General features: G+C 56.0%; 16 protein-coding genes and 1 tRNA gene. 9 read left to right on the forward strand and 8 right to left on the reverse strand.

Features of this window, described 5'->3' with window-relative positions:
• The first annotated feature begins 3 nt into the window (after positions 1–3).
• A tRNA-His gene (locus tag WA225_RS20780) sits at positions 4–79 on the forward strand.
• 20 nt (positions 80–99) lie between these two features.
• On the opposite strand, the gene WA225_RS20785 is transcribed toward WA225_RS20780, so the two are convergent.
• Positions 100–336, reverse strand: a complete 237-nt coding sequence (locus WA225_RS20785; protein WP_422609386.1) for a hypothetical protein — start codon at positions 334–336, stop codon at positions 100–102.
• 144 nt (positions 337–480) lie between these two features.
• Between WA225_RS20785 and tig the strand changes: the two genes are divergently transcribed.
• From tig to WA225_RS20815, 6 genes are all read left to right on the forward strand, one after another.
• A complete protein-coding gene (tig, locus tag WA225_RS20790; RefSeq protein WP_422609387.1) occupies positions 481–1,791 on the forward strand; it encodes a trigger factor in 1,311 nt (436 codons plus the stop codon).
• A 92-nt stretch (positions 1,792–1,883) separates the two neighbouring features.
• Positions 1,884–2,519 carry an ATP-dependent Clp endopeptidase proteolytic subunit ClpP gene (clpP, locus tag WA225_RS20795; protein WP_007951559.1) on the forward strand — a complete coding sequence of 212 codons (636 nt, stop codon included), beginning with the start codon at positions 1,884–1,886 and terminating at the stop codon, positions 2,517–2,519.
• Positions 2,520–2,631: 112 nt separating this feature from the next.
• Complete coding sequence (gene clpX, locus WA225_RS20800) at positions 2,632–3,915, forward strand: ATP-dependent Clp protease ATP-binding subunit ClpX (RefSeq protein WP_003223632.1); 1,284 nt, start codon at positions 2,632–2,634, stop codon at positions 3,913–3,915.
• 163 nt (positions 3,916–4,078) lie between these two features.
• Positions 4,079–6,475: an endopeptidase La gene (gene lon / locus WA225_RS20805; protein WP_422609388.1), complete on the forward strand. Its 2,397-nt coding sequence runs from the start codon at positions 4,079–4,081 to the stop codon at positions 6,473–6,475.
• 148 nt (positions 6,476–6,623) lie between these two features.
• Complete coding sequence (locus WA225_RS20810; RefSeq protein WP_003183171.1) at positions 6,624–6,896, forward strand: HU family DNA-binding protein; 273 nt, start codon at positions 6,624–6,626, stop codon at positions 6,894–6,896.
• A 227-nt stretch (positions 6,897–7,123) separates the two neighbouring features.
• Complete coding sequence (locus WA225_RS20815) at positions 7,124–8,995, forward strand: SurA N-terminal domain-containing protein (RefSeq protein WP_064117717.1); 1,872 nt, start codon at positions 7,124–7,126, stop codon at positions 8,993–8,995.
• 512 nt (positions 8,996–9,507) lie between these two features.
• On the opposite strand, the gene WA225_RS20820 is transcribed toward WA225_RS20815, so the two are convergent.
• A complete protein-coding gene (locus tag WA225_RS20820) occupies positions 9,508–10,713 on the reverse strand; it encodes an MFS transporter (RefSeq protein ID WP_422609390.1) in 1,206 nt (401 codons plus the stop codon).
• 118 nt (positions 10,714–10,831) lie between these two features.
• Between WA225_RS20820 and WA225_RS20825 the strand changes: the two genes are divergently transcribed.
• Together WA225_RS20825 and WA225_RS20830 are read left to right on the forward strand one after the other, a co-directional pair.
• A complete protein-coding gene (locus tag WA225_RS20825) occupies positions 10,832–11,731 on the forward strand; it encodes a LysR family transcriptional regulator (protein ID WP_422609391.1) in 900 nt (299 codons plus the stop codon).
• A 92-nt stretch (positions 11,732–11,823) separates the two neighbouring features.
• The gene (locus tag WA225_RS20830) at positions 11,824–12,678 is read left to right on the forward strand and encodes a DUF2242 domain-containing protein (RefSeq protein ID WP_422609392.1); all 855 of its coding nucleotides are present in this window, start codon (positions 11,824–11,826) and stop codon (positions 12,676–12,678) included.
• 387 nt (positions 12,679–13,065) lie between these two features.
• Here WA225_RS20830 and WA225_RS20835 read toward each other — a convergent pair whose 3' ends face one another.
• From WA225_RS20835 to WA225_RS20860, 6 genes are all read right to left on the reverse strand, one after another.
• The gene (locus WA225_RS20835; protein WP_422609393.1) at positions 13,066–14,106 is read right to left on the reverse strand and encodes an AraC family transcriptional regulator; all 1,041 of its coding nucleotides are present in this window, start codon (positions 14,104–14,106) and stop codon (positions 13,066–13,068) included.
• A gap of 3 nt (positions 14,107–14,109) precedes the next feature.
• Positions 14,110–15,240: a carbon-nitrogen hydrolase family protein gene (locus WA225_RS20840; protein ID WP_422609394.1), complete on the reverse strand. Its 1,131-nt coding sequence runs from the start codon at positions 15,238–15,240 to the stop codon at positions 14,110–14,112.
• Positions 15,241–15,405: 165 nt separating this feature from the next.
• A complete protein-coding gene (locus WA225_RS20845) occupies positions 15,406–16,566 on the reverse strand; it encodes a hypothetical protein (protein WP_422609395.1) in 1,161 nt (386 codons plus the stop codon).
• Positions 16,559–18,409 (reverse strand): AAA family ATPase, encoded by a 1,851-nt coding sequence (locus WA225_RS20850; protein ID WP_422609396.1) that lies wholly within the window; start codon positions 18,407–18,409, stop codon positions 16,559–16,561. The genes WA225_RS20845 and WA225_RS20850 overlap by 8 nt, the downstream gene beginning before the upstream one ends.
• Before the next feature lies 1 nt (position 18,410).
• Entirely contained in the window at positions 18,411–20,045 is a 1,635-nt protein-coding gene (locus tag WA225_RS20855) for a restriction endonuclease subunit S (protein ID WP_422609397.1), read from the reverse strand.
• Positions 20,042–21,847, reverse strand: coding sequence for an N-6 DNA methylase (locus WA225_RS20860; protein ID WP_422609398.1), 1,806 nt, complete (start codon positions 21,845–21,847; stop codon positions 20,042–20,044). The genes WA225_RS20855 and WA225_RS20860 overlap by 4 nt, the downstream gene beginning before the upstream one ends.
• Positions 21,848–22,124 lie beyond the last annotated feature (277 nt).

Genomic DNA, 22,124 nt, shown 5'->3' on the forward strand with positions numbered 1-22,124 from the left:
ATGGTGGGCGTAGCTCAGTTGGTAGAGCACGGGATTGTGACTCCCGTTGTCGTGGGTTCGATCCCCATCGTCCACCCCATATTTCGAAAGGCGCCAGATTTAACAGTCTGGCGCCTTTTTTGTTTTGCGGTTTTGAAAGCCGGCGATGGCCGGTTTCGAGACGCAGGGGCAGGGCGCTTCGTCGTATTTATGTTGCTCGATGATGTCGTGCTGCTCGCCGGGCTTGCTTGCAGGGTCGGCCGTCAGGGAGTGATTGGCAGCCTCCTCTATATATAGAAGAGGTTGGCGCAGAGCCCTGGCGTGATTGGTTGTATTCGCCTTTGGGGTGCGCTGCATTTGTGCTGCGGTCCCTATAAATTGCCTGCTGTTTTTTTACCCGTTTTCAGTAGGGTGACTTCTTGAGTTTGACCCACTAGAATGCATGCCCTTGATTCTGGGGTCGGAAACGGCCGGCTAACGTCTGTGCAACGAGGAATATCCATGCAAGTTTCTGTTGAAAATACTACTGCTCTCGAGCGCCGCATGAGCGTCACCGTGCCGGCTGAGCGCATCGAGACTCAGGTCAACAAGCGTCTGCAGCAGACTGCCCAAAAGGCCAAGATTGCTGGCTTCCGTCCAGGCAAAGTGCCAATGAGCGAAATCAAGCGCCGTTTCGGTGCTGATGCTCGTCAGGAAGCTGTAGGCGACGTGATCCAGTCCTCCTTCTACGAAGCTGTGGTTGAGCAGAAGCTGAACCCGGCCGGTTCGCCGTCGATCGAGCCCAAGTCGCTCGAAGCTGGCAAGGACCTGGAATACGTTGCAGTGTTCGAAGTGTTCCCGGAGTTCACCGTTGCTGGCTTCGACGGCATCACCGTTGAGCGCCTGAGCGCTGACGTGGCTGACGCTGACCTGGACAAAATGCTCGACATCCTGCGCAAGCAGAACACTCGTTTTGAAGTGGCCGATCGCGCTGCCCAGAACGAAGACCAACTGAACATCGATTTCGTTGGCAAGGTTGACGGCGAAGTGTTCGCTGGCGGCTCCGCCAAAGGTACTCAGCTGGTACTGGGTTCCGGCCGCATGATCCCGGGCTTCGAAGAAGGTCTGGTAGGCGCTAAAGCTGGCGAAGAACGCGTTCTGAACCTGACCTTCCCAGAGGACTATCAGAACCTGGACCTGGCTGGCAAAACCGCCGAGTTCACCGTGACCGTCAACACTGTTTCCGAGCCTAAGCTGCCAGAACTGAACGAAGAGTTCTTCGCTCAATTCGGTATCAAGGAAAGCGGCATCGACGGTTTCCGCACCGAAGTTCGCAAGAACATGGAGCGTGAACTGCGTCAGGCAATCAAATCCAAGGTCAAGAATCAGGTAATGGACGGTCTGCTGGCCACCAACCCGATCGAAGTGCCTAAGGCTCTGCTGGCCAACGAAGTTGACCGTCTGCGCGTGCAGGCTGTTCAGCAGTTCGGCGGCAACATCAAGCCTGATCAACTGCCGGCCGAGCTGTTCGAAGAGCAAGCCAAGCGCCGCGTTGTGCTGGGTCTGATCGTTGCTGAAGTGGTTAAGCAGTTCGACCTGAAGCCTGACGAAGCTCGCGTTCGCGAAATGATTCAGGAAATGGCTTCGGCTTATCAGGAGCCTGAGCAGGTTGTGTCGTGGTACTACAAAAACGAGCAGCAACTGAACGAAGTGCGTTCGGTTGTGCTGGAAGAGCAAGTTGTGGATACTGTTCTGCAGAAAGCTAGCGTGACCGACAAATCGGTCTCTTACGAAGAAGCGGTCAAGCCGGTAGAAGCTCCAACAGCCGACTGATTGTTTTTGCGTTAAGAAGTACACACATAAGCCAGCCTTCGCGCTGGCTTATGCGTATTCAAGACATAACTATTTGGGAGTGACTGCAGAGCATGTTCCGTAATTCGTATATTCAGCAGAACTCTGATATCCAGGCCGCAGGCGGCCTGGTCCCGATGGTTGTCGAGCAATCTGCTCGTGGCGAACGCGCCTATGACATCTATTCGCGCCTGCTCAAGGAGCGAGTGATCTTTCTGGTTGGTCCGGTAGAGGACTACATGGCCAACCTGATTTGCGCGCAACTGCTGTTCCTTGAAGCGGAAAACCCGGACAAGGACATCCATCTCTATATCAACTCCCCGGGCGGTTCGGTGACAGCGGGCATGTCGATCTACGACACCATGCAGTTCATCAAGCCGAACGTATCGACCACTTGCATCGGCCAGGCCTGCAGCATGGGCGCATTCCTGCTGACCGCAGGTGCTCCAGGCAAACGTTTCTGCCTGCCGAACTCGCGCGTGATGATTCACCAGCCACTGGGCGGTTTCCAGGGCCAGGCGTCGGATATCGAAATCCACGCCAAGGAAATCCTCTTCATTCGCGAGCGTCTGAACACGCTGATGGCCAAGCACAGCGGGCGTACTCTGGAAGAAATCGAGCGCGATACCAATCGCGACAACTTCATGAGTGCAGAAGCTGCGAAGGAATATGGCCTGATCGACGAAGTGATCAACCAGCGCCCAGCTTAAAATAAGCAGCTCAAAATAGGCTTGGTCGGCTGGTCTGATCAGCGGCGGGCTTGAAAAAGCCCGCAATAGCCTTCATCTTGTGTTGCAAGCCTATCGGATTTGGATCGAACGAATGACTGACACCCGCAACGGCGAGGACAACGGCAAGCTGCTCTATTGCTCCTTCTGTGGCAAAAGCCAGCATGAAGTGCGCAAATTGATTGCCGGCCCCTCGGTCTTTATCTGCGACGAGTGCGTCGACCTGTGCAATGACATCATCCGCGAGGAGGTGCAGGAAGCCCAGGCCGAAAGCAGCGCGCATAAATTGCCTTCGCCTAAAGAAATCAGCGGCATCCTTGATCAGTATGTGATTGGTCAAGAGCGTGCGAAAAAGGTTCTGGCCGTAGCGGTGTACAACCACTACAAGCGTCTGAACCAGCGTGACAAAAAGGCGGACGACGTCGAACTCGGCAAGAGCAACATCCTGCTGATCGGCCCGACCGGCTCTGGTAAAACCCTGCTGGCCGAAACACTGGCCCGCTTGCTGAACGTTCCGTTCACCATCGCTGACGCAACCACCCTCACCGAGGCGGGTTACGTGGGTGAAGATGTCGAGAACATCATTCAGAAACTGCTGCAAAAGTGCGATTACGACGTAGAGAAGGCCCAGATGGGTATTGTCTACATCGATGAAATCGACAAGATTTCGCGCAAGTCCGACAACCCGTCGATCACTCGGGACGTTTCCGGTGAAGGCGTGCAGCAGGCCTTGCTCAAGTTGATCGAAGGCACGGTCGCTTCCGTTCCGCCGCAAGGTGGCCGCAAGCATCCACAGCAGGAATTCCTGCAGGTCGACACCCGTAACATCCTGTTCATCTGCGGTGGTGCGTTCTCCGGTCTGGAAAAGGTTATTCAAAACCGTTCCACCAAGGGCGGCATCGGTTTCAACGCAGAAGTGCGCAGCAAGGAAGAAGGCAAGAAAGTCGGTGAATCCCTGCGTGAAGTCGAGCCTGACGATCTGGTCAAGTTCGGTCTGATCCCGGAATTCGTCGGTCGTCTGCCGGTCCTCGCAACGCTGGACGAGCTCGACGAGGCTGCGCTGATGCAGATCCTCACCGAGCCGAAAAATGCTCTGACCAAACAGTATGCCAAGCTGTTCGAGATGGAAGGCGTGGATCTGGAGTTCCGGACCGACGCACTGAAATCGGTCGCCAAGCGTGCCCTGGAACGTAAAACCGGTGCCCGTGGCCTGCGCTCGATTCTCGAAGGTGTGCTGCTCGACACGATGTATGAAATCCCCTCGCAATCCGAGGTGAGCAAAGTCGTGATCGATGAAAGCGTGATCGAAGGCAAGTCCAAGCCACTGTATATCTACGAGAACAGTGAGCCGACGGCCAAGGCAGCGCCGGACGCGTAAGTGTCCACTGCGCTGTGACAAAGAAGGGGCCTTCGGGCCTCTTTTTTTTTATGTCGTTTTTTACATCCGCTTTGCGCTTGTTTTTTTTCAAGGCAGCCCCCATCTTGGTTTCAAGCTTAATTCCATCTGATTACGGCCATATGGCCGCCGTAGAGGCGAAATCATGAAGACAACCATCGAATTGCCTCTCCTGCCATTGCGTGATGTCGTGGTTTATCCGCACATGGTTATCCCGCTGTTCGTGGGGCGCGAGAAATCCATCGAAGCCCTCGAGGCCGCGATGACGGGCGACAAGCAGATCCTTTTGCTGGCCCAGAGAAACCCGGCTGATGATGATCCCGGTGAAGACGCTCTCTATCGCGTAGGTACTATCGCCACTGTTCTGCAACTGCTCAAGCTGCCTGACGGCACCGTCAAGGTGTTGGTCGAAGGTGAGCAGCGCGGTACGGTCGAGCGCTTCAGCGAAGTCGACGGCCACTGCCGCGCCGAAGTTTCCCTGATCGAAGAAGTCGACGCCGCCGAGCGCGAATCCGAAGTGTTCGTGCGCACACTGCTGTCGCAGTTCGAACAATATGTACAGCTGGGCAAGAAAGTCCCGGCTGAAGTCCTGTCGTCGCTCAACAGCATTGATGAGCCGGGTCGTCTGGTCGACACCATGGCCGCGCACATGGCGCTGAAAATCGAGCAGAAGCAGGAAATCCTCGAAATCATCGATTTGTCGGCCCGGGTCGAGCACGTTCTGGCGTTGCTGGACGCTGAGATCGACCTGCTGCAAGTCGAAAAACGCATTCGTGGCCGCGTCAAAAAGCAAATGGAGCGCAGTCAGCGCGAGTACTACCTGAATGAGCAGATGAAGGCCATTCAGAAGGAGCTCGGCGACAGCGACGAAGGCCACAACGAAATCGAAGACCTGAAAAAGCGTATCGACGCTGCCGGTCTGCCGAAAGACGCGTTGGCCAAAGCCACTGCCGAGCTGAACAAGCTCAAGCAAATGTCGCCGATGTCCGCTGAGGCCACCGTCGTGCGCTCCTACATCGACTGGCTGGTGCAAGTGCCGTGGAAGGCGCAAAGCAAGGTACGTCTGGACCTGGCGCGCGCAGAAGACATTCTCGATGCCGACCACTACGGTCTCGAAGAGGTCAAGGAACGCATCCTTGAATACCTCGCCGTGCAAAAGCGCGTGAAAAAGATTCGTGGCCCGGTGCTGTGTCTGGTCGGTCCTCCTGGCGTGGGTAAAACCTCGCTGGCGGAGTCGATTGCCCATGCCACCAACCGTAAATTCGTGCGCATGGCCCTTGGTGGCGTGCGTGATGAAGCGGAAATTCGTGGTCACCGTCGGACTTACATCGGTTCGATGCCAGGAAGATTGATTCAAAAGATGACAAAGGTGGGCGTACGCAACCCGCTGTTCCTGCTCGATGAAATCGACAAAATGGGCAGCGACATGCGTGGCGACCCGGCGTCGGCGTTGCTGGAAGTGCTCGATCCGGAGCAGAACCACAACTTCAACGACCACTATCTGGAAGTCGATTACGACCTCTCCGATGTGATGTTCCTGTGCACCTCGAACTCGATGAACATTCCGCCGGCGCTGCTCGACCGGATGGAAGTGATCCGTCTGCCGGGCTACACCGAAGACGAGAAGATCAACATCGCGGTCAAATACCTCTCGCCAAAACAGATCGCTGCCAATGGTCTGAAGAAGGGCGAGCTGGAATTCGATGCCGAAGCGATCCGCGACATCATCCGTTACTACACCCGTGAAGCCGGTGTGCGTGGCCTCGAACGTCAGATCGCCAAGGTCTGCCGCAAAGCGGTGAAAGAGCACGCAATGGAAAAACGCTTCTCGGTGAAAGTGACAGCTGACCTGCTGGAACACTTCCTCGGCGTGCGTAAATTCCGCTACGGCCTGGCCGAGCAACAGGATCAGATCGGTCAGGTGACCGGCCTTGCCTGGACCCAGGTGGGCGGCGAATTGCTGACCATCGAAGCCGCTGTTGTGCCGGGTAAAGGCCAGTTGATCAAGACCGGTTCGCTGGGCGACGTAATGGTCGAATCGATCACTGCTGCGCTTACTGTTGTGCGCAGCCGCGCCAAGAGTCTGGGCATTCCTCTGGACTTCCACGAGAAGCGCGACACGCACATTCACATGCCGGAAGGGGCGACGCCGAAAGACGGCCCTAGCGCCGGTGTAGGCATGTGTACGGCACTGGTATCGGCATTGACCGGCATTCCGGTGCGCGCCGATGTTGCCATGACCGGTGAGATTACGCTGCGTGGCCAAGTGCTGGCGATTGGCGGTCTGAAGGAAAAACTGCTGGCGGCTCACCGCGGCGGAATCAAGATTGTGATTATTCCGGAAGAGAACGTGCGCGATCTGAAGGAGATTCCTGACAATATCAAGCAGGATCTGCAGATTAAACCGGTTAAATGGATTGACGAGGTCCTGCAAATTGCGCTGCAATACGCGCCGGAGCCCTTGCCGGATGTGGATCCGGAGATAGTTGCCAAGGACGAAAAACGTGAGTCTGACTCTAAGGAAAGAATTAGCACGCATTAATACGCTTTTGCCTGGGGGGCTTCCTTGACAGTTTTTTAGAGCCCTTGTTATAAAGCGGCTCTTAAGTGTCTGTAGGCCATTCAGCACTCGTTTTTGCTTTCACCAAAAAACTTAGAATCATCTCAAAATAGATATAAGGGGACTTAGAGTGAACAAGTCGGAACTGATTGATGCTATCGCTGCATCCGCTGATATCCCGAAAGCTGCTGCTGGCCGTGCGCTGGACGCTGTAATCGAATCCGTCACTGGCGCTCTGAAGGCTGGCGACTCCGTTGTTCTGGTTGGTTTCGGCACTTTCTCCGTGACTGACCGTCCGGCTCGTACCGGTCGTAACCCTCAGACTGGCAAGACTCTGGAAATCCCGGCTGCCAAGAAGCCAGGTTTCAAAGCCGGTAAAGCACTGAAAGAAGCGGTTAACTAAGCTTCAGGTTTTTACCCATCCGGGTCGGGGTCATGCCTGACTTGGCAGCGGAGCGGTAGAGCAGGTCGCTGAAACAGCTTCCTGTAACGCCGGGATCGAGGGTTCGAGCCCTGTCCGCTCCGCCAGTTACGAGAAGGCGCATCCTCGGATGCGCCTTTCTTCTATCCGGATTCTACCCACGCTCCACGGTTGCCTAATTTTGAAGTTCAACCGTTTCTGGGGGACGCATGCTGCAGAATATCAGGGACAATTCACAAGGCTGGATTGCCAAGACCATTATCGGAGTCATCGTTGCACTGATGGCCCTGACCGGTTTCGACGCCATTTTCCAGGCCACCACTCACAAGAATGAGGCGGCCAAGGTCAATGGTGAAGAAATCAGCCAAAACGAGCTGAGCCAGGCCGTTGATATGCAACGCCGTCAGCTGATGCAACAGCTGGGCAAAGACTTCGATGCTTCTTTGCTCGACGAAAAAATGCTCCGCGAATCGGCCCTCAAAGGTCTGATCGATCGCAAGTTGCTGCTGCAAGGTGCCGAACAGGCCAAATTCGCTTTCTCCGAAGGCGCACTGGATCAAGTGATCCTGCAGACCCCTGAGTTTCAGGTGGACGGCAAGTTCAGCTCCGAGCGTTTCGACCAGGTGATCCGTCAGCTGGGTTACAGCCGCATGCAATTCCGCCAAATGCTGGCTCAGGAAATGCTGATCGGCCAACTGCGCGCCGGTGTAGCCGGTAGCGGTTTCGTCACCGACGCCGAAGTGCTGGCCTTTGCCCGTCTGGAAAAACAGACTCGCGATTTCGCTACCTTGAACGTCAAGGCTGACCCGGCAGCGGTCAAGTTGACCGACGACGAAGTCAAGGCTTACTACGACGAGCACGCCAAGGAGTTCATGACTCCGGACCAAGTGATCATCGATTACGTAGAGCTGAAGAAGTCCTCGTTCTTCGATCAGGTCGCGGTCAAGGACGAAGACCTGCAGGCGGCGTATCAGAAAGAGATCGCCAACCTGTCGGAACAGCGTCGTGCGGCGCACATTCTGATCGAAGTGAACGACAAGACCACCGAAGCTCAGGCCAAGGCGAAGATCGAAGAAGTCCAGGCGCGTCTGGCCAAGGGCGAGAAGTTCGAAGCGCTGGCCAAAGAGTTCTCGCAAGACCCGGGCTCGGCCAACAATGGCGGTGACCTCGGTTACGCAGGCCCTGGCGTTTACGACCCGGCGTTCGAAAAAGCTCTGTACTCGCTGTCGAAAGACCAGGTGTCCGAGCCGATTCGTACTGATTTCGGTTATCACCTGATCAAGCTGTTGGGTGTGGAAGCGCCTGAAGTGCCGACCCTGGCCAGCCTGAAAGACAAGCTGACCCGCGAGCTGAAAGCCGCACAGGTCGAGCAGCGTTTTGTCGAGGCGACCAAGCAACTGGAAGACTCGGCGTTCGAAGCGTCTGACCTGGCTCAGCCAGCGGCGGATCTGAAACTGACCGTGCACACTTCCAAGCCGTTTGGCCGTGAAGGTGGCGAAGGTGTTGCAGCCAACCGTGCTGTGGTCACTGCTGCGTTCAGCACTGAAGTGATCGACGAGGGTGCCAACAGCACCGCCATTGAGCTGGATCCGGAAACCGTGGTGGTGCTGCGTTCCAAGGAGCACCTGAAGCCTGCTCAACTGCCTCTGGAAAGCGTGAATGCGGCCATCCGCACTCAACTGACCAAAGAGCACGCCAGTGCTGCTGCCAAGACCAAGGCCGAGAAGCTGATTGCTGATCTGCGCGATGGCAAGGCGCCACTGGACAAGGCGGTTGATGGCCAGAACTGGAAAGCTACCGAAGCGGCCACTCGTGGTCAGGAAGGGGTTGATCCGGCGGTACTGCAAGCGTTGTTCCGTATGCCGAAGCCGGCTGCGAAGGACAAACCGACGTTCACCAGCGTGACGCTGGCGGATGGCAGTCTGATGATCGTGCGTCTGAATGGCGTGAACGAAGCGGCTGCGCCGACGGATGAAGAGAAGGTTCAGTACCGTCGTTTCCTTGCTTCGCGTGAAGGTCAGCAGGATTTTGCGGCTTATCGCAAGCAGTTGGAGAGTCAGGCGGACATCAAGCGGTTTTGATGGTTGACTGAGATGTGATGTGAGAGCCCCGGCCTGTATAGGTCGGGGCTTTTTTTTGGGGCTCGGGTTGGGTGAATATCCGTTTCTGTGGGGGTTGCGGCTGGCGGTTTCGCCCTTACGGCGACTCCCTTTGGCAAACGCCCCAAAGGAAGCAAAGGTCTGGGCCCCGGCGTTCGGCCCGCTCGCTGGGGCTCGGGGTTCCTTCGTTACGGAATTCATCCGGGGGCATCGCCTACGGTTTGCTTCGCTGCACCTCCTCTCGATGTGTTTGGCTTCGCCAAACGGTCGCTTCGCTCCCACCCCCGGATAAATCCCGGAACGAAGCCTGCCGAAGGGGCCGGCACGGCGAGATCAAAAGCTGCAGCCGAGCTAACGCTCATCCTGTTGAGTGGGGCGGCTTTGCCGCGTGGGGCGCACGCGGTTTAAATGTGGGAGCGAGCTTGCTCGCGAAGGCGGCCTGACAGCCGTTCAATTTCCAGCAGGCCGGACCCGACTCAACAGGCCATTCGGTTTCATCTGACCCTCGGAAAACCATGGTCCCGAGCTTTGATCGCCACATACAAGGTCAACACCAACAACCCAGCAACAATCCACGGAAATGTCTCCACCCCGAGGTTACCTAGCAACAACCCACCCACCAAACCTCCGCCAGCAATCCCGACATTCCACAACGTCACCAGCATCGACTGCGCCGTGTCGGCAGCCTCTTTCGCGGTTTTCGCCGAGGCGGTTTGCAGCAGCGATGGCATGGCACCGAACGCCAGTCCCCAAACAGCGGTGGCGATGTAAATGACAATCGGCGAATCGCGCCACAGGGCCAACACGACCGCTGAGAGCATGAACAACGCGGCGCTGATCAACACCAGTTCGCGTAGCCAGCGGTCGATCAGGCTGCCGACGATCCATAGGCTCAGCACTGAAGCGAGGCCGAATGCCAGCAGCACGCGGTCGACATTGGCATCAAGCCCGGATGGCTGCAGGAAGGGCGCGATGTAGGTGTACAGCAAGTTGTGCGCAACGACGTAGGTGAGGGTGACGAACAATACGGATCGCACGCCGGGCAAGGTCAATACCTGACGCAGCGGCAGGCGTTTTTCCTCGCGTTCGCCGGCGAAGTCCGGGACTTGCCAGCGTACCCAGATCACCAGCACCACGGTCAGCGCGGTCATGATCGCAAAGCTCAGGCGCCAGCCGATCAGGGTGCCGAGCAGGGTGCCTGCGGGGATTCCCAGTGATAGCGCAATGGGGGCGCCGAGCATGGCCACGGTGATGGCGCGGCCTTGCAGGTGCGGGGCGACCATGCGGCTGGCGTAACCGGCCAGCAGTGCCCACAGCAACCCGGCAAATACGCCGGCGATGAAGCGTGCAATCAAGGTGAGCCAGTACAGCTGCGACAGGGCGGTGAGGCTGTTGGCGATGGCAAACCCTGCGATGGCAGACAGCAACAGTGGTTTTCTTCGCCAGCCGCGGGTGGCGATGGTCAGGGGGATGGCTGCCAGGATTGAACCGATGGCGTACAGCGTGACCAGTTGCCCGATCAGCGCCTGGGAAACGTTCAGACCACTGCTCATTTGCGGCAACAGGCCGGCCGGCATGGCTTCGGTCATTACTGTGATGAATCCGGCGGTGGCCAGCGCCAGCAGCGCGCCGAGGGGTAATCGCTCGCGGCGATCGGCAGGTTGTTCGAGGGCAGGGCAACCGAGTTGGGCATCGTTCATGAGCCGGCATCCATGTGCAAAGTTTACGAGGAGCACAGGGTAGGGCGCTGCGCGTCGGCGAAAAACGGGTTAAGGTTCCGAACATATCGGACACGGATGTCAGCAATGGGAGGGTGGTATGGATAGCCTTGGCGGTATTTCGGTGTTTGTTCAGGTCGCCGAGACACGCAGCTTCACTGAGGCTGGTCGGCTGCAAGGGGTGTCATCGTCAGCGGTGGGCAAAAGCATTGCCCGGCTGGAGGCGCGACTGGGCGTGCGGTTGTTTCAGCGCACCACCCGTAGCGTCACGCTGACCAGTGAAGGGGCGCTGTTTCTTGAGCGTTGTCGCAAGATTCTTGCGGAAGTCGAGGCGGCGGAGTTCGAGCTGTGCGATGCCGCGGCGAAACCCCATGGCAAGTTGCGCATCAGCCTGCCGCAGGTGCACGGCCTGGTGATGCCGGTCATGGCCGAGTTCATGGCGCTGTACCCGCAGATCGAGCTGGATCTGGACTTGACCGACCGCATGGTCGATGTGGTGGAAGAGGGCTTCGACGCGGTGATCCGTACGGGCAAACCGCGGGATTCGCGACTGATGGCGCGACCGTTGGGCGAGTTTCACATGGTGCTGGTCGCCAGTCCCGGGTATCTCGCGCAGCACGGTGTGCCGCAAACGCCTGCCGAGCTGGCCAGTCACGCGTGCCTGCGTCATACCTTCCACGCCACCGGCAAGCTGGAAGCATGGCCTTTGCGTCGTGACGAAGGTAGTCCGGAGCCGTCATTACCGGCGCGGTTGGTCAGCACCTCGATCGAAGCGGTTAACTTCGCTGCACTCGCCGGGATGGGCATTGCCTGTCTGCCCGACTTCATGACCCATGAGGACGTCGCGCAAGGCCGTTTGCGTCGGGTGCTGGACACTTATCTTGAACACACCGGGCAGTTCTGGGTCCTATGGCCATCGAGTCGTCATGCGACGGCCAAGTTGCGCGTGTTCATTGATCATCTGGCGTTGCGACTTTTTCCCGCAACCGAGGGTCGATAGAGTTGTAACTGCTTTAAGACACTAATCCATGCGCAGCGGGGCAGCGATCTGTTGCACAATACGCCCCGGACTGTTTTCTCTCAGGATGTTCAATGTTGATTTCCACTCCCATGCGTGTTGTCGGGTTGGCGCTGTTGTTGACCGCTGTTGCCGGCTGTTCGAAAGACAAGCCGATGTATGAGCATGAGAACTTCGATGACTCCGGTACGTTTTCGCGCAATTACCCGGTGACCGATTCGGTCAGCTGCGAAGCGGCCCGTCGTGCGTTGCTCAGCCAGGGCTACATCATTACCAGCAGTGACCCGAAACTGGTCAGCGGCCACAAGAGCTTTCAGCAAACCGGCGACACCCACATGGAGATCAGCTTCAACGTGGTCTGCGCCGATGACGGCAGCGCCGGGCACCATGCGACGATGTTCGCCAACGCCTTGCAGGACCGATACGCACTGAAGAAGACCAATAACTCGGCCAGTCTCGGCGTGGGTGTGCTGGGCTCGGTGTCGATGCCGATCGGCTCGTCCGACGATTCGATGGTCAAGGTCGCCAGCGAGACGGTGACCGCACAGAAGTTCTACGAGCGTTTCTTTACCTTGGTCGAGCAGTTCATGCCGGCAGATGCGAAGAAAGCCGCGCATATCGAAGAAAAACCGAAAGCTGATCTGGGTGTGCCTGAGGTAAAGGCTGCGCCGGCAGCGCTGGCGCCGACGCCGACTCCGGCCGCTCAACCTGCTGCGACCCCGGTACCTGCCGCAGAACCGGCGCCCGCACCTGCCGAGGCCGCGCCAGTGACGTCTGAACCGCTCGCTCCACCTGCAGAAGCCGCGCCGATCACGCCGGCACCGAGCGCCGAGCCGGCACCGGCCAGCGAAATCATCACGCCACCGGCCAACCCGGACATCCCGCCGCCATCCGAGCCGATTCCGGCGATGCCTGCGTCCGGCCAATAAATCAGCTTCACCCGCAAACCCTGTGGGAGCGAGCCTGCTCGCGAAGACGGACTTTCAGTCACCTATGTGCTGAATGGTCCGGCGCCTTCGCGAGCAAGCTCGCTCCCACAGTGGTTTTTGGCTTGCCTTAAATCTCGTTACATTCCCCTGACAAAAATCCCGCGATAAATTCCTGACCGCCTGCTACGTTTTATTCATGAAGGCCGGGTTTCACTTTTCCTTCACATGGGCGCGTTATGCTCCAGGCACTGAATATGTGTTCAGGCCCATTCAAGAGAGCAGTAGGGGGTTTACACGATGGATGACTATCAAGAAGAACTGCTTGAGTACCAGGCCTTTGAACTGGACCAACCGGAACCTGCGGAAGACGCGACCGAGCTGTAAGCGTCAGGCGGATTGACGATGACTGCGGCGAAATTCGCCGGGCGTCTGACCGCTCCAGCGTTTGAATGCGCGCTGGAAGGCTTCGGCTGAAGCGAAACCCAGCAGGTAGGCGATTTCGCCGAAGGCCAGTTCGGTGTCGCGGATGTAAGTCATCGCCAGGTCTCGGCGGGTGTCATTGAGGATTGCGCGAAACTGCGTGCCTTCCTCGGCGAGTTTGCGCCGCAATGTCCAGGTTGGCAGCTTCAGGCGCGCCGCCACTTCTTCCAGGTCGGGCTCCCGACCACCATTGAGCAACGGTCCCAACAGCTGAGTGATGCGTTCACGCAGGCTGCGGGTGCGGGTCAGTTGCTCCAGTTCCCGTTCGCACAATTGCAGCAGGTGCCGCCAGGTGCTTGGGCAATGCTCGGGATTCCGTTGCGCAAGACTGCTCAGGTTCAGCCGCAGTTGATTGCGTTCGGCACCGAACTGGAGTGGGCAATCACCCAGCACGCTATAGGCGTCGCGGTAATCCGGTGCGTCGAATTCGATCTCGATGCGTTCCGCGCGTAAGGGCTGTTGGCTGACGCTCGACAGTTGCTGCAGCCAGCCGGCGATGATCGAATCCACCACAAAACGGTTGTAGGCGTTGTACGGGCTGATCGAATAGAAACGCAGCCACGCGCCATGGACGTCTTCGTGAAAACTTGACTGGCCACGGTAGTTGGAGCCGTACAGCGCCTCGAAACGGATCAGGCAGCGCGCGGCTTCGCGCACGGTTGGCGCTTGGGCGGCGGTGACACCGGCCAGCCCGGCCTGGCTCAGGCGACTGAGCTGACCCATGCGCAAGCCCAGCGCCGAATCGCCGGTCAACTGAATCGCCGCATGACCCAGACGCATGTAGCGCGGAATCGACAAGCGCGCCCCGGCCTCGGCCAATCGCGCGGCGTCCAGACCATATTGCTCGAGCAACGGCTGTGGGTCGGCCGCCTGACTGCGCACGGCATCGGCGAGGCTGTGAACGAAGCCCACCGACAGATCCCCGAGGCGCATCGGCAGTGGTTTCATGGCTTACAACCAGATGTTCAGCAAACGCGCGCCACGGGCTTCGCTATCGGCGAACTGCTGGCCGTTGCTGCTGAGGAAACTCTGACCGGCACTGGCCTTGTCCCAGAACTGCCCGCGCAGGAACACGCTGATGCCGGCAATCGCCCGACTGCTCGGCGGTTGTGCGGTCAGCGTCAGACGATGCCAGGCCTGTCCTTCGGTGACTTCACCGGGTTTGAGGCTGACCGATCCCGGTGTACTTGAACCTTTGTAGCCGCGCCACGGTTGATTCCACGCACCCTGGCCGAACACCTGCGCCGGCACCGCGACCAATTGCGCGCCTTGCTCGTCGAGTGTGCGGTAGTTGTCCGGATACCAACTGTCGCTGCCAATCAGCACGCCGAGGCGTCCCGCCGGGGTGTCGACCACGTTGATCTGGTGTTTGTCTGCGCCTTCGATCACTTCACGCTGATCGAACACCGGGTGCATCTGCCGCTGCGGCTGGCCAAGCGGCACGCCGTCACGGCCGAACACCACGCTGCTGTTGAACAGGGCGCCGCTGCCGGGTTTCAGCCGGCCGTCACGGATGCTGGGTTCCGGCAGCACGATCGAGCCGGCCACCAGTGTCACGTGAAATTCCTTGGCCAGGCCGCCGAACAGGGCTTGGTAATCCTTGGCCATCGCCTTGGATTTCATCCGCAGGTACGCGTCGTTGAGGCGGTCGCTGCCATTGGCGCTGAGCCAGGCGCGGGCGAACAACAACGGATTGCTCGCCGCCAGCCAGTTCATCGCCTCGGCGAGGGACGGCGCCTGATACAGCTCGTCTTTCTCGCCGCTGAGCAGCAACCAGGTGCCGACGTTCTCCGGCAACACCACCACGGTTTTCTCACTCAGCAGACCTTGATCCTGGGCCTGCTGCAGATACGCCGCGAGTTTGCGGTGCAGGCGCTCGGGGCTTTGATAGTCAGTGGGAAACAGCTCGGGCTGGATGCCCAGCAGATTGCCACGGTCGCCGGGCGTGCCCTGATCGACCGCCACTTTTATGCGCAGGTCCGACAGGTAATGCCCCGCCGGCCGGTCCGCCGCCCACATGGCGTAGGTAGTAAGGACAGCCACCAGGGCCATGGAAAACGTCAGGTACAAAAGTTTGCGCATGAAAACCAACAACAGCCGCGTACAAAACGTCACTTTACTTCGAAAGATCCATTGAAAGTAAATTAATCAATACGTTATGGCAAAGGGGATCGTCAGCTTCGAGGTAAACCATAGGCTTTTTCGGCTCGGCAGAAAGATCTTGGTTCCGCGACATTCACCAAGGGATCACGGTGCCTCAGAGCGAGCGGCAACGTTGTTTCGACCGAGGAGATGAGGTCGCAAGTCTATGTTCAGATCTTTGCACCAAGCTACAAGGCGATTAGCGTCTAGGAGTGTTTTGGCGAGTGCCTCATGTACCTCGAAATGGGGTTGGTTGGAATCTAAACCATCAGCCCAGTCCTCAAGTTGCTGACATAGACTTTCCAGTGTCAAAGCGATACCTCTTTTCTTCTGGCGGGTCAGTATCGAGTTATACAGTTTTCGATATTCACCTTTGAATTCCCTCGTCCAGCGCTGCTCCAGGTTAAACAACCCATTTAAGTTGGCCACCCGCTTGGTATCGGTGGCGCGGGTGCTGGTGAGCTTGAGTCGCAAACCGGAGGTCTGGTGAACGAGTTTGAGTGTGCCGTTGGGATGACGAAAGTATGGATGGAACCAGTCTTCAAAATCGCCGTCGGTATGAACGGTTTTTGTACCTTTGTTCGGTGACTGATTGCACTCGCCGCAGATAGGTATCAAATTGTCGGCGCAGACGGATAGTAACGGGTAGTTGGCTTTCGCCACCCAATGATCAACTGACGGGTTACGTAACTCCCCATTGCATATGACGCAGACCTTCCGAGCGTATTCATGCTTGTCAAACTGATGCTGCTCAATGAAATTTGCGCGAAACGCAGTGTAGTTCAGTGCGGTTTCTCTATCTTCCGTTGGTGCTCCATCAGGTGAATACGCCAGACCTTCCCTGAGGCCCTTTAAATAGAAAGCCTCCATCAGGTCTTTGAAGTTTTTCCAATGAAGCTCGCCATCACGGCGTCCAGCGAACGGTGAAGCTGTTGGTATCTGCTGGCCGGTGGGGACGACATCGAAGTAAATACCTATATTTACAGAGCACTCTATCCATTTTTTTAAGAGCGTTTTTTCTTCGGGCGCCAATCCAGCCAAATGCTTCGCGCGCTCCAAGTAGGTTTTTTCCTTGAGAGTGCCGTTCAGAAAACGCCACAACCACTTTGCTTCCTGTGGGGTTTGTAAAAATTGCTCGATGGCAGGCTCAGTCACTCCATCGGCATAGGTATTGGGATCACACAACCACAAAGCAAAACTCTGAATCATCTTCTGAGTAGATCTCAAGGCGCCTGCGCAGCCAGTTTTATTGATAGGCCTAAGCATCGTCGCTACCGTCAGGCGTTGATTGATCTAGGACCGTCAGAAGCTTAGTTTTCAATTGAACCGACTCCAAGGTCATGATTGATTGCTTCAATGCGCGTTTGTCATCGTCCTCTTGCAACTCTTTAAGTAACGTGCGTAGTTCACTGCGATGAAAACCAGTACCGAGCCGCGAGATCACCAGCTGGAGTTCTCTGATTCTCTGTTCGATGGGCGATTGTTGATCGCGAATATATGCCGTAAACGCTTCGATTCGACGTTGGGCCCGCAGACCAATGCTATCGTCTGTCTTGAACAGGCTCATCATCAGGGCACTTGGATCAGTACCGAAGGTGCGGTTGCCGACTTGGATTGCCTGTGAAGTGCCGTCCGGGGTCTTTTGAATGTGTAAAATCTCTTCATCAAACACATCGGAGATCACGATGGATGAATGGGTAGCAATCAATACGCTACTGGCGTCTTCGCCCATCGCTTGTTCGATAACACTGACGATCTCTCGTTTCCACGCGTCATTAAAGTGGGTTTCAGGCTCATCGAGCAATAAAAGGGCGTCCTGCTGTCCCGCCAGTAGATGAAACAGTGCCCAGCGTCTCAATACCATCTGCTCACCGTCAGACAAGTCGGTATAACTCATCACACCACTGTCTGATATTTGAGCATGTGAGGGTTTAGCGTTGCGACGGATTGAAAGTTCGATGTTTTGTATCAAACCCAACGCCAACCAGCGTGAGAGTTCGCTGAACCTGCTGAAAGCACTCTGGTTTTGCTCACCCAGTAAGAGCGCCAAGGCCTCGTCCTGATATTTGGCTTTATTGAGCTGCCGGTCGAAGTAATTCCGGTCTTGATCGAGTGGCGCATCCACATCGAAATGCAGCACGCGCAGACGGTCTCCTGGCTCGGGCAGCGCAATTACTTCACCGGCAGCGAGCAGGGCGTCATGAATTTTGTGCTGCATCGCACGTGGTGCCGCCTTGACTTGCTCAAGATCAAGACGCAAACGTATGCTGACCAAGCGTTGCCATCCGGCTTTTTGAAACAGATCTGCCAGTAAATGCTCAGGTGCACCTTTGTTTCGTTCAATCTGCAACTCTTGCAATGCCACAGCAAGCACCGCAGCATCCTGACGATTGCCTTTGAGCAGCATCGGTCTGTTGAGGAGGTCGCTCGCGTCGACATACGCGTGGGGTGGCAGAATCGTTATGGATGGCTGATCGTTGGCCTGATTCAACGCCTCTTCGTCTTGCTGGGACCAGCCCAACGGGCGCTCCAGCTCTAACGGGAAGTCTTCGTCTTCGGTAAAGCGAAAATCTTTTCCACCTGTTTCCACGGGTAGTGCCCAGACTTCATCCCAAGCAGTCCAGGAGCCCGAGGTGTACGCCAGCACTTTAGGCAGTAGATCGGTCACGGCTTGCGGGAAATCGCCTATCGCAATTCTGGCAATGTAGGCTGAGCTCTCGTCGCTTTTGCGCATTGGAATAGCCGATTCGAAATCGTCTACCCCTGCGGTACTGCTGAATTCAAGGCCGTTGGCCTGCCACACACTGGCTTCATCGCGCGAGCCGGGGTTGTCAAATATAACTGTTCGTAGGTTTCCAGCGGTGCCCAATTCATAGATCAAAGTAAAGGCAAAGCCCGGTAAACGGCCATCGGCTAGGGCAACGAAAATGGCGGACAAGGCGCGTAGCAGATGGCTTTTTCCACTGCCATTGAGACCTACTACAAAGTGAATTGCACAGGGACTCGGCCCTCCTTGGGAAAATGCGGACCAAGCAGGATCGCTGACGAAACATACTTTCAAGTCACTGAGTGGAGCGTAGTTGTCAAGCTTCAAATAACGAAGACGCACTTTATATCGCCTTATCTTGGGTCGAAAGATTGTGACGAATGTTTAGGGCATCAATGTAAGCCGTGTCTTCACCCGCGCGGCCTGAATCGACAACGCGACATCTTCGATATGCCGCCATGAATTGTCCGTATGCATTGGGAATGGACATGTGCCTGATCAAGCCTAACGCAGCAAGTTGATGCAAGGCTCTGCGAACGGCGATTTGGCTGATATTGCTTTGCGCCTGAACTGCGAAGCAAAAAGAAGCGAACGCCGCCGGATCCCCGATCACCAGTGGATGGCGCTGTTCGCACAGTTGCTTCCAAACATCAAGCTGTACTGCCGAGAGTCTTTCGATAATCAGGCGCCGAGAGGTACGCCACTCTGGCGCGTAAAGTTCAGAGGCTACGATTTGAGGATTGGAAAATTGCGCTTTAACAGCGCTGGTCACCTCTGACATCTGAGCGAAAGCTTCTCGCCAGCGACTAGATAACTCGCCGGTAAAACCTTCTCTGAAGATGGCCCGCGACAATAATGCAGCCATATCAAGTGCGCTATGTATACTCGATATCGGCACTTGATCCATCAGTAAGAGTATTTCACGCTGCCGGTCGATGGAGGGCAGGGGGAACTCGATTCTCCTCAACAAAGAATGGGACAGACGACCTATGTTATTACCAAACGTCTCGATTTGTAAAAGCAACCAAGGCAGTCTCATGAAGCAGGCCAAATACTGCGGCAGTATCGAAGGAGTTGGTCGCAATACCTGAAATGCCCTAGATGCATAGTGGCGCGACTCAGCGTCTCCTGGAATAAAACATGTATTACCTGAGTTACTTGTCCCGGCCCTGCTGCCGAACAGAACATCACCTTCGAGTACCTGAAAACTTAACTTCGGGAGTACTTGGAGTGCAGTTCTTTCAGGCGTCACCGTACGAGTCAACCGGTTCACTCCCGAACTGGAGTAGAAGTTAACTACTGTGCCCGAAGTGTCTTCTTGTGAGACTACCTTGTGCGGGCCCAATTTACAGACATCTGCCAGACTGTAGATGGGCCAACTACCCGCTTCCTCACTTGATAGTAGAAGGGTTTGGGCCAACTGGGTAGATAAATTCCGTGCTTGCGCCAAAGCCAAGTGATAAGGCGCGAGAGTGGATTTTTTGAACAGTTCAACTAGTGCATTTTGTTCGCGTAAGGGGGGGAGCGGGAGGTACATGTCGCGAAAAAACTGGGTCGGAATCGCGAGTTGATGCGAAGTACCACGGTTGGTTCTGCGCGCAGCCTGTTTGAATGATGGCTGTTTAACAAAGTACAGCAGGTATTCCGGATTAAGTTCATCGCTATGTCGCAATACCAAACAGTGCTGTGCGACGCCGAATTCGGTGGGCAGTTCTTCAACAAAGATGCAGTTCATGACTCTCGAGCCACGGGTTGCGATCAGCACGTCTTTGGCGCGAAATAGCACTGCGGTCTTGGGCATTTGATGAAAAGGTTGGCTCTCGTACTTGATCTGCTCACCATCGGATTTCTCGAAGTTGTCGTACGAAAACAGGCTTACGATCTTCTCAGGGTTGGGCCGATCTGCCGGGGAAAGGCGTGGATTAAGCTCGCACACGTCTATCAGGCTGACTTTCCGCCAAGAGTCTGGCAGCGTCATCTATCACCCCCCAAGTTTTTACGTAGATCAATCAGATGCTGCAGAATGTTCCTTTCAAGAGCCTCAAGTTCGTTGATAAGTTCTAATACCGACTTCTCACCCAATAGATTCGGTTTCTCCAGTGGCTTATAGCGGGTCAGTTCAAGACTCCAGCCGTGCGCCTCAATGCAGTTGTGAGCCAACAGTGTTTTGTCGAGCCGGTCAGCGACATAGAGTCTAGAGGCCATTTCCTCGATATATTCTGACCGCACGCGGCCTGCGGCGTCGTGTGAGCCGAGTACACCGTCGGGCGCGTTGCTCCATTCAGCCTGTTCCAGCCAGATTCGCACTGGGACTTGCCATTGTTTAGTTTGAGTGGCAGTGCGGTGGGTTACTTGCGGATTGAACCACTTGGTATTAGGTTGAAGACTAACAGCCTGATAGTAGCGACCCTTCGTCGCCTCCCAACTTTGCAGATCTGCGTTGCGGAGCTTAAAGTGCATCCATGCATCCAGTAAATCATTCTCCGGGCTGGCAACTCCCGTTGTACCGGATTCATCCGATACTCCATCATTCTCGACTTCATAAAACCAGACGGTAGTCGTTTTCAGCTCAGGGTTGGAGCGCGCTGACGCAGGTTGCTGCGCTGGATGCTTTCGGACCACCAGTATCGCTGCTTTTATTCCGATGTGCGGCGCAAATACTTCCTCTGGCAGCAGGACCACAGCCTCCAGCTGATGCCCGATAAGCAGCGTACGGCGAGTGCGGATGTGGGCTGTATCTTCAACTGTCAACAAGCTCTGTGGAACAATCAGCGCGGTACGGCCATTAGGCCGGAGCAAGCTCAGTGCCTGGGAGAGGTATTGAAGCTCGATATGCTGAATATTGGCATCACCATTTGCATCCGAATTCTCTACTTGCTGAATCCGCCCACCGAAGGGCACATCCGAGAGGACGAAGTCGTATTTGTCTTGGAGTATCTTGTTGGTGATGGACGCGTTGTTTTGCATGTTCAAACTATTGCCTTGAATGCACAAGGGCGACTCAATGCCTTGCAACAATAGATATATCCAGCTTATGCGGACTTGGGCGTGATTCAGGTCGATGCCAGTCAATGAGTCACTGCGCCCCGCAAGTGAACGGTCACTAGGAGTCTTGCCCTCGCGCATGTATCCAAGTGCATTAACCAGCAATGTACCGGTGCCGACCGCGGGGTCAATTATTTTTTCACCTGCCGCAGGATCTAGCAGCGATACCATGAATCTTGCGATATGGGGCGGGGTGGCGATTTGACCAAGAGTACTATTCTGCGACGCTTGTTCGAATAGTTTTGCGAACACTTCGCCTGAAGATTGAGGTCCGTCGTGATCAAAGCCAGGGCACGGAAACAATTCATCAACACTTTGAACAAGCTGTTGAATCGCTTGGTTCTTGGTCATATCGAGCTGAAAGTAAGCGTCCCCCATCAAGCCGTTGAGACGTAGTGCGGTACCAAAAATTTTTTCGTTACTCAAGCGTTGTTCTAATTTCCGTAGCCAAGGGTAGGCGACATCTACGAGAAACACTCCGATGTCTTCCTGCTGCAGAGTCTTTTTCCACAAAGATATAGTAGGCGTTGTTGGCTTGGCTTTGTCCGAAACACGTACTTGCGAAACCGCCACTGTCCCCGCTGCACTACGTTGCAAATCGAGCTCATGCAGATGCTTTAGGAAGATCAGACAGGCAATTTGATCTAGTACCACATAGGGAGAGGCTGCGAGACCAGCTGAGGACACTAAGTCCCAGAGTGCCTCGATTTTCTTTTCTGTTTCTGGAGAAAGCATCGTCGTCCTTGCGATAGAAAAAGCGGTGACTGGAAATAGACTGCCAATCGCGCAATCTCTCATATAAGCAGAGAGGGTGCCGTGCAGCGGAAATCCAGACTCAGTCTAGCTGCTATGGATGGCAGGGTGCCAGCTTCGATTGTTCGGTGTTTTGATTGGAGCATCGTTACCGAGTGGCCGAATTAGCAGGTCATCAATTGGCACTACCCATCAGGAAAGGGCGCTGCGCATTTGGATCAATAAGTTGTCAGTTACGGTCATTGAGTGACAACGGTGC

The sequence above is a fragment of the Pseudomonas sp. genome (genome assembly GCF_049300855.1).
In the GTDB taxonomy this organism is placed as follows: Bacteria; Pseudomonadota; Gammaproteobacteria; order Pseudomonadales; family Pseudomonadaceae; genus Aquipseudomonas.